The following is a 14,062-nucleotide window of genomic DNA, read 5'->3' as shown; positions in this document are numbered from 1 at the left end:
TCACTCGTTTCTTGTTCGGTCTTTGCGAGCTCAGTTATTGTGTCCACAATAACCTAAAATCTAATCGCCAGCTAACCAAAACCTTACAGGTTTATCAGCCGACGATAAGATAACTTGGTGGCTTCGCCCCCAAACCCCCAGTGAAAAATCAAGACCTGATTTTCTTAGGAATGATATAAGGATAACAAGGTGGAGTTGGAAAAGTTATCACAGGGAAATGAGGGGATGAAAAAAAGAGCCTCGTGGCTCTCTTATGGAAATTTAGATTATGCTAAATATTGAATCTCACCAAAAATACTTTCAATATTCTTTAACGCATCTTCCAGTGTATCAGAAATGTAGATTACACAAAGTTTTATTTTTGCTCTTGAACATGCTACATAAAGAAGATTGCGAACTTCTTGAAATTGTAAATCAGAATCAGTTAAATTATTATAATTTTCAAAAAAATACTTACAATAATTTCTCTTCCTAGCAAAGTTATCTTGTAATACAACAACTACATTATCAAATTCTAATCCCTTTGAACCATGCAATGTATAATAACTAATCCCCTCATTTTTTAAATCATCAAAAATATATTTATACCACTTGATAAATTGAGTAACATCTAACCTAAAAAAATTATCAATAACTGTCATTTCTCTTTCGGAATACTCCTCCGAATCCTGCAAATAGTAAAAATAATCATAGGCACGATTTTTAATGTTCAATAAAATATTTTCAGTAGTATCATCTATCGAGAATATTTTTCTTAAAATATCTTCACCTGATATTCGTTCTTGGATATTAGCAATTTTATTAATACATTCATCAATTGTCAATGTTGACAAGTTAATTCCTCTCAAACTACTAATAAACTGTTTCATCTCTCCGAATGTTATTGTTGATTTAGACGATCCTATAAACTGAACAATTTCCTTAACAGTTGAGTTATAATCTGATGACTTTTGAATAAAGTCTATGAAAGTAAGAATCTCTCTTAAAAGCCATCCCATATGCTGCAAATTTTTCTGCAAAAATTCATTATTCACATTATCAAAGTTATTGCCACTAAATCTAGGAAATTTTTTTATAATTGCTAATAATACATCGAATCCGCGTACCCTAGCAATATCATCATTCTTCATTAAAAGGCAAGCAGTATTACTAACTAAGTTTTTTTCCTGTAAAAAAATATCTAAGTCAAAATCGTCATCAGCTATATAAAAATTATAGGCTCCATTATCAAAATCAGTATATATAGATTGTTGACCAAAATTATCATTTCTAATCTTTTCAATCAACTCTACAATTTGGTTCGACGATCTACGATTAAAAATTTTAGTTATACTCTTATATTCTTCTTTATTTGGAAGTTTTCCCACTCCGGAACTATAAATATTTTGTAGAGTATCACCAAAAAAACCTACCACAAAGTTTTTTTTACAAATTGTGAATTTTCTAATACTATCCATTATATCGACAACTTTTTCATCCGTATCCTGATACTCATCAACTAAGACATATGGATATCTATCTGAAAACAATCTCTTTAATAAATTCTGACTCGTAATGATATTCCTACAGTAAAGCAATAATGTATCATGGCTAATGACATAATTTTCAAGTTTATCACGATTTCGAATAGGATTATAGATGATTTTTTTAGATTTCTTATTCTTAATTTCTTTCAATGTTTCTTCAAGTTTGTACTTCTTATCAACATTCTTAACTAAACTGTTAAACTTATTAACATTACTTAGATAGGGGCTAAAGTATTCACTGTACCCTTTAATCATAGATTTAAAATCTCCTGCAGGACTAATTGGTGTACTATAGAATACTTTCAGAAATTCTTCATCACTAATCGCATTATGGAAATCAACCAGATTAACACTGCCAGAAAGAGGATTATCAATTATCTTTTGTTCAATTCCGTTAAGTTCCTCTTTAATTTTTTTCTCATGTTCTATAGTCAGTAACTCTTGCTGAATAGAAATAAACCCCCATAGAAATTCATGGATTGTAGAGACCAGTATTGCAGAATTTTTACCAATCCGACTAAGAATCTCATCTTTAGCAGCATTAGTGTAAGTGATACACAAGATTTTTTGATTTCGTAATTTTAAATTTTCTCCCTCCGTCTTCAAAATATGTTCAATTGACTTTTGTAATGCATAGGTTTTCCCTGCACCAGCACCGGCATCAAAACAAAAGCTCTCAAAGTTATCTAAACACTCATTAATATCTTTCTGAATGTCTAACTCTAATTGTTTATTCTCTGTACTAATTGTATATGTCATTATTTACTCCTCAAAATAATCACAAAGTAAATTCAAACCTGATTCAACATATTGAGGTCGCTTGAGACTGAACTCTTTATCGGTTATCGATAAATATACAATCCCAGTAGAAAATTTTGATTTCCCATCAGATAATTTAACTTGATACATATAAGATTTATCGGCTATTTCTGATGTTTCATCAATATCACCAAAATACCTCATGTTAGGATGGACATATTGTAGTGCTTTAATCAAGGATTTCTTGTATTTATTTTCATCTTCGTTTCCTGCATTCGTTAAAACAATCGCTTCCTCAAAGCTAGTAGCATAATATCCATTTATTTTACCTTGCGAGAACATAGTGATGTTATTGTAATCAATAATCAATTCTTCGTTGTTAATAAGCTTTTCGATTATCTTGTTATTAATCTCACAATATTTAGCTTCTTCATCTTTTAGTTCCTTTTTTATAAAATATTGCAGAGTACCGTTCGTACTCAAAGAGCTTATCGCAGTCACATAGTTCGCCTCTAAATCTGATATGTTTGATGGAATCACATCCAGTTCACCATTATCTTTTATATCAATTTTCTTTTCATCTTCAGATCTTTTTAAATCCAAATCTGTAAAAATAACAGTTTTGATTCCTAACAAATCTAATAAACTAACGAACTGATGGGCATAGGCACCATCAATTCTATAAACTTTAATATGATGATTTTTCAATATTGGATGTTTATCAATTTCATATCTTAAATAGGTTTCTTCTGAAACACCCTCAACTAAAATGACTGCATCAGCAAAGAAAATATCTGATACCTCTAGCCTTAAATATTTCTTGATATATTCATAAGCTTTTTTGTCAATATCTCTACCAGATACTATTGCGTCATCACTTATATTTTTTATAATATTATTTACACCTGCTTGGCCTAGATAACTAATATTATTTAGAGTGTTTCCTGATTGAATCTTACTGTTTAAGATATGTGTTGAGTGAGTTGTAATGATAATTTGAAAGGTATCTAGCTGCTGTTTTTTACCTAGTAATGTAGCAATTGCTTTTGAAATATTCTTTATGAATAGTTCTTGCATCTGAGGATGCATAAATGACTCTGGTTCTTCAATACAGAGAATGTTTACTGAACCATTAATATCCTTCTCGTTGTATAGCTCAATATAATCAACAATCTTTGCAATAATAACCATCAAATTTGTGTATCCCATACCAAACTGACTTTCAGGTATATTGTTATTCCCCTCTTGGTACTCATAAATAATACTATTTGCAAAAATCTTCTCTAAAGTTACATCTGGATGTAAATTCATCTCTAAATTCTTAATTGACTCAATACTAGATACGGCACTTTGAAGAATATCCTTTATATTGGCATCAACCATATCTTTTACTTGATAATTAATATCATCAACTAAACTATTAATCTCTACAATATCATTATTTTTTATATAAGTTGAGACTATTTTATTATAAGCTTGTGAAAGTGTCTTGTCACTTTTTACCGTATTTGCTTCTATAGTTTCTACTTTTAGTAATGAAGATAAAGAAAATTCTTTAGCCGGCTCCTCTCTTCCTATAGGATAAAAATTTAATACAAAGTAATTACTGCTAAATAAAGCTAAAAATTGTCGATATTGAAGCTCTTTTTTATATAGTTCATCGTACTGTTGACTATCATTAGAATAGCTAGTCTTAATTTTAACCAGATCTTCTAAAAAAGCCACTTCATCCGCAACTTCATACTTAACATCGATAGTCACTTCAGCGATCTCTTGATTTTCATGAGTTTCAACTGTCTCTATACCACTTAAAATTAATATATCTTCAAAACTTGAAATCAAATCATTTCCATCATCAATTCCTAATATCAACTGAAACTCTAGTTTAGGAAAATGAGATTTATCAATACTTTTTATCTCTTCTTCAGATTTATTGTCAATATTTTCATGATACCAATCTGATAATATTTTTAAATTAAAATCGGTATGTTTGAATATACTACGACTGCCTGACTTACTATTTTGTAGTGTATTTAATAATTTGACAATTGTACTTTTACCAGAATTATTTTTACCTACAATTAATGATGAACTTTTTGAAATATACTCTTCTGTTATATTTATCTTTTTCAGTTCATCTTCAAGGTCTGACATTTCTGGCCATTTGCTATGAGCAAAGTCAATAGTTTGTTCCTCTGCACCATATTTTCTATAATTTTTTATTGATAAACTTTTTAAATACATAAAAATTCTCTCCTATTTTGGGGTTCTCATCCTTAACTCCCTCAACCGTTCCTGCCCCAACTTCATCATCTCCTCCTCCACTTTGTTCCATTTTCCAAATAGGCATTCGTGTAGTGCTTCTGCTGCTGAGGTTTTATTTACATACGAATCATAAACACACGATTGATCTCTTTGATAGATTTGAATCCGGTTAAAAAGTTTATCATTTTCTAACTCTCGTATATTATCAACCAAGTGTTCCACAATTCCATCATGATGTTCTTTTGGTGTTGCTCTGACTTGACTAGGATCTATGTCATAAAGTTCTTCATAGCGTATCAAGGTGCTAAGATAGGATAGTTCTGGCTTTGTTGCGATGAGCGCAAGTGATACTTGATAGCCTCGTGATGTTAATAATTGAGCTGTTTTTCGAGGGACTTCTGTTGTTCTTAGTGTTCCCTCAATTAATAAATGATAGCTTTGTTTGCTGAGTTCATCAATGAGGTGTTCAACCATATTCCCCGCAAAATCTTTGGTATAATCAACGCTATCTTTGCCATACTCTTCCTGCAAAGCCAGATAATTTGGATGCTGCGAATGGAAGCTGTCTCCGTCAATAATGATGATATTTCCTTGAAATTCCTTTTGCTTGATCCGATGAATAGTCGTCTTTCCAGCTCCACTTTGACCACAAAGCAGAACTGCTTGGGGATGTAGCGAGACTGTTTTTCCACGAGTTAAGGCACGAATATTACGCTTTAAAGCTTTTTGAAACTCCGCCTCACTAAATTCTGATAAAGTCATTAGGCCACCACCTGGTGATTGGCAAGGTTTAACATCCGCTCAATACCATCTAAATAGCCATTGTAACGCTCTAACTCTTCAAAGGTATCGACAAGATAAATCTTGGTATTCACTAAATCTGCTACATCATCACTCATCAGAATCCACGGATTCGATTCATCGTCAAATGCAATCCCTTGCTCATCTTGATAGCGATACAGTCTTGATAAAATGGCAGAACCTCGTTCTTTCAAAACTTCAATTTTTATAGTCAGCTGATAATCTTCTACGGGTGTCATCAGCTTATCTTCTCCAACAATATCGACATAAGACACATTAAATTTCTGACAAATCCGATCAATGAGTTCGGTTGAAACGGAGCTGGTTCCATTTTCATATCGACTTAGACTATTGCGAGAAATTCCAATAATTTTAGCGAACTCTGGCTGCGTTAAATCATGTGTTCGTCGTAAGGACTTAATATTATCTCCAATCATTTACTGCTCCCTCCTTGTATTTACTCTTATTATACCACAAAGAACGGATAATGCACCAATTTTGGTGCATTATCCGTTCTTTGGTTTCTTTGCCTGCTTAAATTCTTCAATCCGTTTCGCCAGTTGCTCGGTGTTCAGTTTGTTCTTGACATCAGTAATGGTTTCATCTAAAGTTCGTTCCCTTGGTATAGGTTTTGAGATGGTTTCTTCTGCTCTAGTGGTCTGAGTTTTTGAATCAAAGACAACATCTAGTAATTGGTCTACCTTAAATAATTCGGCTTCAGACATCCCTGATAAGCGATGAATGAGACGTTTAAAGCTATTCTGGTTATGAGTTTTCTTTCTGAATAATCGCATATTTTTCTCCTTATAAAAAGTAGTCCAGCTGGACTGCTCTCGCTTATAGGTCATCAATAGCTGCGGAAATAGCCTGTAGCTTTTTATTTTGAATCTTCTTTTCATCAATCAGCTGATGGAGTTCTTCAATTTGCTTTTGACAAGCTGAAATGTCATTGTTGTTTTGTGCAATTGTATTCGCCAAATGTTGTTTGTAGTCACTAGTGATATTTACTTTCAGCGACTGACTTTGCTTATCTTTTTCTTCAGTCTTTGATTCTACTTTAGCTTCTGGATTCTTTTTTTGCTTTTCAAAAGCAGCCACATAATCCACTTCTTCATTTGGCTGATCATCCTTTTTATGGAAGAGTGCTGCGATTTTAGCTCGCTCTTCATTTGAAGATGTTGGTGTCGCATCGTCTAGTGGCTGATCAAAATTCCATGATTTACTCATTCTGTATCCTCATTTCTATCATTTGGGTGGAGTGGGGCTTCTTTACCAAAGGCCTGTTCTAAAGCTTCATGAAAGGATAAATGACTAGATTGTTGCCGTTTGATAAAGGTACTGTACATAACTGTTTGAAGTTGGTCACGATAGTTTTCCAATTTTTCCGTCTCTCGCGAGACTTTTTCTTCTTGTCTAGCCACTTTTTCAGCCAGACGTTCAATCACACTCATAAAACATTCCTCCTTGTCACACTCTAGCTTATGACAAGACTCTTGATTTTGTTATCACAATTCTAAAACAGTCTCTCGTTTAGGTGGAGGATGATTCCTAATGACTTGTGCTTGGACTGATTGGATAACTTCCCCTAAAGAAATTTCCCTTTGTTGTTTCACCAAATCATTCCAGTCTGACTTGGTTTCAAATCCCTGTAATGGTGGCAATTCTTGAACGATTGGAATACCTTTCTCTGACAATTTCTGACAAAAGTCTCTCCCGGCTTCATCATTATCAACTGCCAATGTTATCATTTCAGGGTGTTCATTAAAATAGAGTGTCGTATCTTTGATGGCATATAGGTAGTTGGTTAACCGATTAGGTGTGACGGTGTCTAAAAAATCTAGTTTCCCTTGTTCCTCTGCTGCTAGACACAAGACTTGGTATGTAATCACTGAAAGTTTTAAGCCTTCCATTGAAACCAGGCGAACATCTGATAGCTGCTTTTGATGAAGCTGATAATAGCTCATCATATCAATAACCGATTCACAAAAGATGAGTCGATTAGGTTTGCCAACATCAAAACTAATACCCACATGACCATGAGACCCCTTCATGATTTTCTTCAAGTATCCTCGATCATGTCTTTGTTCATTTTTGACGAGACCTTGAAGGCTTGCTCCTTCTAGCTGACCATGGTAGTTGTAGCTCTTAAAGACAAGGACAGATTCCTGAAAGGTCTTTGTCTGGTAACATGCTTGAGCCAAGATTCCTTTTCTACCGAAGGCATTAATAACATCATCACTTAATCCACGAACCTGGGTCAAGTAAGTTCTTGCTTGCTGAAAAGTTTCTTCAGGCAAATAATAACGAAAAGGTCGATAAGTTTCTTCTATCGTTTTAGCCTGTTTAAAATCTCCAGTTTCAGGATAGGACACGGCTTCTTTAAAAGAAACACCTGCCACTAACTGAACAAAGTCAATCACATCTCCTTGTATATCTCTTGAAAACCATTTGAAAGTATTGGTATCGGCAAAAATCCGAAAGGAATCATGTTCTGGGTGTTCATAAACTTGTCCTGATAAACGTCTAAAGGAATAACCCAGACTCTCAGCCACATCTAAAATGGACTTTTGTTTTACTGCTTTAATTATTGTCATCTCATCTCCCTATCAAAAAAGCAGAAGAATCTCTCCTGCTAGTTTGTCTCATGTGTGATATCTCCTTGAATGTTTGGAATACTAGAGTTAGCGCCATCAGTAGCTTCTTTTAAGTTCTCTAGTTTTCCATTACAAATGGTTAGATAATTAACCAGGAGCTTGTCTGAAACCTTGGAGTAGGACAACTTAATCGTCTTAGTTTCTGTCTGAGTAGTTCGTTGTTGCTTCTTACTCAAATCAGATATATAGGTCACTTGATAGGATACTTCTGCGAGAGCTTCATTGGTTTCCGTATTAACATAGATATGAGCGGTTTCAAAGCGGTAATCCAAAATATAGTCCTTATAGACCTGATTGATGGAATCCTCTTGGCGAGCCACTTCTTCCTTATAAACAGAATCTGTCATATAGGGTTTGATACGAGCGTTATTTTCTCCTAGCTGAACCTTAGTATAATACTGTGTCAAAAACTCTTTAACTAGCTCATCTGATAAGACCGTTGCTTTTTCTTCCTGCCTTTCCTTTGTCACTAGCTTATTTGCTTCTGCTAGTATTTGGTGCTCAGTTTGCTTTGAAACGGATTGTGAGCCAATCGTATAGCCAATCATGACCATAAAACTTACTGCGACTAAACCTCCTACTCCAATCAGAAATCTAGCCTTTACTTTATTTAACATGGCTTTCTCCTTTTTTCACAAGATAGCAACATCATAACAAGATTGCCTTGGAAAAGTTATCACAAAAATATCGTAAGAATCATTATAATTTATGATATACTAGTGATAATAAATAGTTATCGGTAGGAGATTGAAAGTGAATGATAAAGTAGATTTAGTTGAAATAGAAAAGTTTTATAATGAACATGAAGTTATCTGGTATAACAGTTGGTATAGATATACGAATAAGTCAATTGAATTATTTTTACAGAAAAATTGTAGTTTTTCTAATGATGAAATTATTCTAAATGCAGGATCAGGAGGGAATACTTACGGGCTATCAGGGAACACAATCCATATGGATATTGCTGAAAGAACATTAAGTACAGTTTCTAACAAAATTATTGGAAATATAGAGAATGTTCCTGTTAACGATGAGTACTTTAATCATATTATCTGTGTAGGTTCTGTGATAAATTATTGTGACGCCAGCAAAGTGATTAGTGAATTTGAGCGTGTGTTAAAAGTTGATGGTACTTTATATTTAGAATTTGAACCTAGCAATAGTTTTGAGTATTTTGGAAGTAATAAATATAAAAAATCCGTCTCTATAATTGAAACGGATTACTTAAAGACTAGACATCGTAATTGGATCTTTTCTATAAAATATATTGAAAATTTATTAAAATCACAAGGATTTCAAATTAATAAAAAACAGCAATTTCATATAATAAGTTCTATCATTCTGAGAATAACAAATAACTACAATTTTGCAGCAAAGTTCACTGGACTAGATAACATTTTTAAATTTTTTCCAGGAATTCGAAACTGTTCTAGTAATATAATTTTGAAATGTACTAAAATTAACTAGACAGTATCTTTCTTTAGTAAGAACGGGAGTATGCTAACGATTATGCTAGAAATTCCACCAATTATTGGGGTAAAGATTGTAGTTGTATCAATTCCAAAATAATTAAATACTTTATAATACATAATGATAATAATTGGAAAAACGAATATTGATATAAACATAGATGTTAAACTATGGTTTAGTTTCTTTTTAGGTGTAGGTAGCTTTTCAACGCTACCTGCACTTTTGATTTTATCTTTATGAACTTCAATAAACTGCAATGGTTCAGGTAACTCTTCAAGTTTATTTTGAATATTAGCAAAAGTATTTTGTATTTGCTTATTGTAACGAAGTCTTTCACTTTCACTAAAAAACGGTGTATACCAATTTATATAGTATTCAAAATATAAAGATTGAATAATTCTAATATAAGTCTCTTTGGGAATCGTCTTTATGTTAGTATTTGAATTAATCATTAATTTAGCATCAAAGCTGCTGAACTCATTATCAATCCCTAAAGGTGGTGTATGGTAATCAGCATCTATAGTGAAAAAATTCTCTATTAATAGAATAGTTTTAAATATTTTACTCTCATCGTCAACTTCAACTCCGTTATTCTTATTACTGATTTCACAAATGAAATATGTGACCTCTAATAAACTGGATATAAACATTCTCAGTTCATTTAAATAGCTAAGGTAAGTATTATTTTTTCTGTATGCATCTTCAACAGCTATATACTCAATTACAACTGTTTTAGTGGATCTTAAGTATGTACACATTGCTAAGCCAATATTTGTATCGTTTAGGAAGAGAGAGAAAAAGTAGCTCTCAAATTCTACAGTTTTATTATCTAACCAATATGTTAGCTCATTTGTGTTTGTTCTAATGTCTGAAGGAGTAACTCTTGCATAAATTCTAACAGAATCAATATAGTCAATATCGGATGATGACTTAATTAACTTAATTTTGTAATTATTTTCAAGATATTGGTTGTTCATTTTTCAATCTCCTACCGATAACTATTTATTATCACTATACAAAGTGTATAAATCAGTCTATAATAGCGTCATTATCGTTAAAGGAGACTATCATGGATTATACTATTATTTCTAATTACCTAGATTATTGCAAAACTCATAAACGTTTGAGTGCACATACCCTTCGTGCTTATAAAAACGATTTAATGCAATTTTACAATTCAAATAAAGAATGTGTGGTAAGTTATATTGAAGGTTTGACACATTCAAACTTAAAAACAAGTACTTTACGACGAAAAATCGCAAGTTTAAAAGTGTTCTATGGCTATCTACAGTCACAAAACATCATTGCAGACAATCCTTTTAATCAGTTACGTTTTCAATTTCGAGCAGAAAAAACATTGCCTAAGACAATACCTCATGATAGTTTAAAAATCCTATATACCTATCTAAAACAAAAAGTTGTCTCTTCCAAAACTGTTTATCAAAAACAAAAAGCTGAAAGAAATTTGTTAATTATTTCATTATTACTTTCAACTGGTATTCGGATTTCTGAGCTTTGTCATATTCAAATCAAAGATATTAACCTAACTGAACAAACGCTTCAAATTCTAGGAAAAGGAAAAAAAGAACGCATTATTTTTTTAGGGGATGAACGGACTTTTCAGTTGCTAAAAGCTTATATCTCTTGCTATTGTAGCTATTTAGACGATTATCTATTTCCTGGAAAATCCCCACAAAAACCACTGACAGAACAAAGTGTTCGCTTACTTCTGAAAACGGCAAAAGACCAAACCAGACTAACTACAACGATCACACCTCATATGTTTCGTCATAGCTTTGCTACGATGTTATTAGATAACGATGTCGATATTCGTTACATCCAGCAGATACTTGGTCATAGTTCTATTTCTATAACTCAGATATATACCCATGTGTCACAGTCTAAACAAAAAGAAATACTAAGTTCTTATAACCCTATTGCATCTATTTACTTCTAAAAAATATAAGACTACCTCATTAAGGTAGCCCTATTTTCATGCCATTCTACTTCTCACAACTTTTGTCACAATACCAAGCGCCAGCAGAATATTAAAGACAATATAGAATCCTGTAAAGCTCCAAATACCATTGGTTGCTAAATCTTCTGTATAGAGATTTCGTTCTGTGAGGAAGAGGTAAATCCCATAGATTTCTATAAAGACTAATCCACTGATGAGTCCGATAAGAAACAAAGCACCTGAAACTTTCACAATCTGATAAAGGACAAGTAAAATCAGTCCTATTGCGGCAACAATCAGAAATACCTGTAACACCTGTTTCACGACTTCTTGCATACGATCCCCCTATCCCAATTGCTTACGGTAATAGTTAGCTTGTTCCTTGTCGAGTTCATCTAGTTGGGCAACCAAATCAAGGTATTCTTCTTTCGTCACTTCATCCAAGTCTGGAAAGTCATTCTCACGAGTTGTGATGATGACCTCTAATTGACTAGTGATTTCTTGTTTTGAAAAGCTAACATCAAGGGTTTCATCTTCATACTGTTCCTTTAGAGTTTGGTAATTTGCTCTATCTTCAGGGCATACAAATCCTTGAGCCAACCATTCTTCTAGTTGGTATCGTAAATCTTCTATGTTTTGAGTCATCGCGTGTTCTCCTTTAGTAATTTCTTAACTTCATTTTACCGCGTTCAAAAATTTTTGTCAGCCTTTTCAAAAATTATATATCCCAGGCTTTTTTTAATCTTTTCATGCAATCAGGTATATCCTCTAATTCTATTTTACTAAATCCTAAAAACAAATGTTCATGTGGACACTCTGCCTCGTCCTGCCAAAATTGCATCGTATCATAAACTTTAACGCCCTCATCAAGTGCACGTTTTATCACTTCAGACTGATTAATTTTAGTTGGAAAATTTACCAAAAAGTATTGTCCACTAACATTATGAGAAACCTTAATAGGTATTTGAAAACTATCAAATCCATCCTGAAATGCCTCGTATCGTTTTTTAAAAATGTGATTCATCTTTCTGACCAATCGATCATAATCGCCACTACTCAATACGTTAGCGAGTGCAATCTGATTAATAAGATTCACAGTACTGTTATGTAACTTAAATCTTTCTAAAAATCCTTCAGTAAATTGTTCAGGTAAAACAATATAACTCATTCTGAAAGAAGGCGATAAAATTTTTGAGAAAGTACCTAAATAAATAACGCGATCAGGATAATCTATTGATTTCAATGCAGGAACAGGTTTTTCATAATAGCGTAATTCACTATCGTAATCATCTTCAATGACAAACGAATCGTTCTGTTCAGCAAATTCTAACAACTTTTGACGTCTAGAAATTGGCATAATCATCCCCAACGGAAATTGATGTGATGGAGTTGTATAAATCATGTCAATCTTAGATGTATTAGAAAGGTCACCTATATATAGTCCTTTATCATCTACTTTTTCCGTACTAATATTGCAAGAGTTCTTTCTAAAAATCTCTCTCGCTTTTGGATAACTTGGCTCCTCCATTAGTACGTTTTTACTTTTTCCTAAAAATTGACATAAGTAATCTAAAGATTGTTGTAAGCCACTTGTGATAATAATCTGTCTAGGGTGACAAACAACTCCTCTTATTCGCTTTAAATAACGACAGATTTCCTTTCTTAAAGCTACATCTCCCTGAAAAGGTTGTAGACTAGATAATTTTTCTGACAATTCAAGTTGATCAATTGCGGTTAGATAATGCTTCTTCCACACTTTTTTAGGAAAGAGATTACTTGTATGGCTACTGTTAGTAAGATCATAAACGACATCTTCTTGAGTCAGTATCTCCTCATCCTTATAACTTTCATCAAATGTACACTTCTCTTTTCCAGAATGGAGCATTTTGGGAAGTTTTAAAACATAAAATCCTGAATTTTTTCGACTTTCAATATATCCTTCAAGTGTTAATTGAAGATAGGCTCTATCAACAGTATTCCTACTAACTTCTAACATTTTAGCTAATGTTCTTGCTCCTAAGATTCTTTCATTAGGTGATAAATAACCATTTATAATATCTAACTTGATTTGATTATAAATCTGTTCATATAATGGACGCTGTCCCTCACCTTTTTTAAGATTAATCATGTCTCCTCCATAGTGGCACCTAAAAATTTTCTGATATTGGTACTTTTTATTATACCACTTATCTATTAAAATTTTTAAAAAAGAGGTTATTAGAGACTGTTGTTTGTTCCACGCACTCTTTGCCTTGTATTCTTACATAAAATAAAACATCTAGATGTTATCATGCTCATTACCAATTAAACAAAGATCTGTGATTATAACTTCATTTAAATCGTCAAAGTGATTGTAAAATCTACTAATCCACAAAGCTAAACTAAGTATAAAACAAATCTAAAAAATAATTAAAGAAAGGGTTTATACTGGTGAGAGTTACCCGCTAGTATACATATAAGGTTAAACAATCATCTCTATTCTTAAAGCTATAGGAAACACACCCCTAATAAAATCAAAAAAATTCATTTGATGATAATTTTCCTCAGATTTATTTGAAAATGGTCTAAGCGATGTCCAATATTTGTCTAAGAATAATACTCTTAAATCATCCATGTTAAATGCTAATAGC

General features: G+C 32.6%; 15 protein-coding genes. 2 read left to right on the top strand and 13 right to left on the bottom strand.

The features are described 5' to 3' along the window. Positions 1-266 precede the first annotated feature (266 nt). From H8787_RS05205 to H8787_RS05165, 9 genes are all read right to left on the bottom strand, one after another. The gene (locus tag H8787_RS05205; protein ID WP_187327604.1) at positions 267-2,285 is read right to left on the bottom strand and encodes a UvrD-helicase domain-containing protein; all 2,019 of its coding nucleotides are present in this window, start codon (positions 2,283-2,285) and stop codon (positions 267-269) included. Between the two features lie 3 nt (positions 2,286-2,288). Beyond that, on the bottom strand, positions 2,289-4,529 hold the full coding sequence (locus H8787_RS05200) for an AAA family ATPase (RefSeq protein WP_187327603.1): 2,241 nt from the start codon (positions 4,527-4,529) through the stop codon (positions 2,289-2,291). Between the two features lie 12 nt (positions 4,530-4,541). After that, positions 4,542-5,312 carry a type II toxin-antitoxin system toxin PezT gene (pezT, locus tag H8787_RS05195; RefSeq protein WP_187327602.1) on the bottom strand — a complete coding sequence of 257 codons (771 nt, stop codon included), beginning with the start codon at positions 5,310-5,312 and terminating at the stop codon, positions 4,542-4,544. Next, positions 5,312-5,788 (bottom strand): type II toxin-antitoxin system antitoxin PezA, encoded by a 477-nt coding sequence (gene pezA / locus H8787_RS05190; protein ID WP_187327601.1) that lies wholly within the window; start codon positions 5,786-5,788, stop codon positions 5,312-5,314. The genes pezT and pezA overlap by 1 nt, the downstream gene beginning before the upstream one ends. Positions 5,789-5,857: 69 nt before the next feature. Next, positions 5,858-6,145, bottom strand: coding sequence for a hypothetical protein (locus tag H8787_RS05185; RefSeq protein WP_187327600.1), 288 nt, complete (start codon positions 6,143-6,145; stop codon positions 5,858-5,860). Positions 6,146-6,188: 43 nt separating this feature from the next. Continuing rightward, entirely contained in the window at positions 6,189-6,578 is a 390-nt protein-coding gene (locus H8787_RS05180) for a DUF5945 family protein (protein ID WP_058669452.1), read from the bottom strand. Continuing rightward, complete coding sequence (locus H8787_RS05175; protein ID WP_007520115.1) at positions 6,575-6,802, bottom strand: DUF5965 family protein; 228 nt, start codon at positions 6,800-6,802, stop codon at positions 6,575-6,577. The genes H8787_RS05180 and H8787_RS05175 overlap by 4 nt, the downstream gene beginning before the upstream one ends. 54 nt (positions 6,803-6,856) lie before the next feature. Continuing rightward, positions 6,857-7,945, bottom strand: a complete 1,089-nt coding sequence (locus H8787_RS05170; protein ID WP_187327599.1) for a DUF3991 domain-containing protein — start codon at positions 7,943-7,945, stop codon at positions 6,857-6,859. A gap of 38 nt (positions 7,946-7,983) precedes the next feature. After that, entirely contained in the window at positions 7,984-8,622 is a 639-nt protein-coding gene (locus H8787_RS05165) for a peptidylprolyl isomerase (protein ID WP_187327598.1), read from the bottom strand. 136 nt (positions 8,623-8,758) lie between these two features. On the opposite strand from H8787_RS05165, the gene H8787_RS05160 reads away from it, so the two are divergent. Next, positions 8,759-9,472, top strand: a complete 714-nt coding sequence (locus H8787_RS05160; RefSeq protein WP_187327597.1) for a methyltransferase domain-containing protein — start codon at positions 8,759-8,761, stop codon at positions 9,470-9,472. On the opposite strand, the gene H8787_RS05155 is transcribed toward H8787_RS05160, so the two are convergent. Continuing rightward, positions 9,469-10,452, bottom strand: coding sequence for a hypothetical protein (locus H8787_RS05155; RefSeq protein WP_187327596.1), 984 nt, complete (start codon positions 10,450-10,452; stop codon positions 9,469-9,471). The genes H8787_RS05160 and H8787_RS05155 overlap by 4 nt on opposite strands. Positions 10,453-10,544: 92 nt before the next feature. On the opposite strand from H8787_RS05155, the gene H8787_RS05150 reads away from it, so the two are divergent. Further along, on the top strand, positions 10,545-11,432 hold the full coding sequence (locus H8787_RS05150) for a tyrosine-type recombinase/integrase (protein WP_003038768.1): 888 nt from the start codon (positions 10,545-10,547) through the stop codon (positions 11,430-11,432). 36 nt (positions 11,433-11,468) lie between these two features. Here H8787_RS05150 and H8787_RS05145 read toward each other — a convergent pair whose 3' ends face one another. The 3 genes from H8787_RS05145 to H8787_RS05135 form a co-directional block, all read right to left on the bottom strand. Next, positions 11,469-11,768 (bottom strand): DUF5966 family protein, encoded by a 300-nt coding sequence (locus H8787_RS05145; RefSeq protein ID WP_187327595.1) that lies wholly within the window; start codon positions 11,766-11,768, stop codon positions 11,469-11,471. Between the two features lie 9 nt (positions 11,769-11,777). Beyond that, positions 11,778-12,077, bottom strand: a complete 300-nt coding sequence (locus tag H8787_RS05140; RefSeq protein WP_187327594.1) for a DUF5962 family protein — start codon at positions 12,075-12,077, stop codon at positions 11,778-11,780. A gap of 73 nt (positions 12,078-12,150) precedes the next feature. Further along, the gene (locus tag H8787_RS05135) at positions 12,151-13,560 is read right to left on the bottom strand and encodes a PLP-dependent aminotransferase family protein (RefSeq protein ID WP_187327593.1); all 1,410 of its coding nucleotides are present in this window, start codon (positions 13,558-13,560) and stop codon (positions 12,151-12,153) included. Between the last annotated feature and the right edge of the window lie 502 nt (positions 13,561-14,062).

It is taken from the genome of Streptococcus sp. NSJ-72, assembly GCF_014334035.1.
GTDB lineage: Bacteria > Bacillota > Bacilli > Lactobacillales > Streptococcaceae > Streptococcus > Streptococcus constellatus.
Note: the sequence above shows the minus strand (reverse complement) of the source record. Positions and strands in the feature narration are given on the sequence as shown.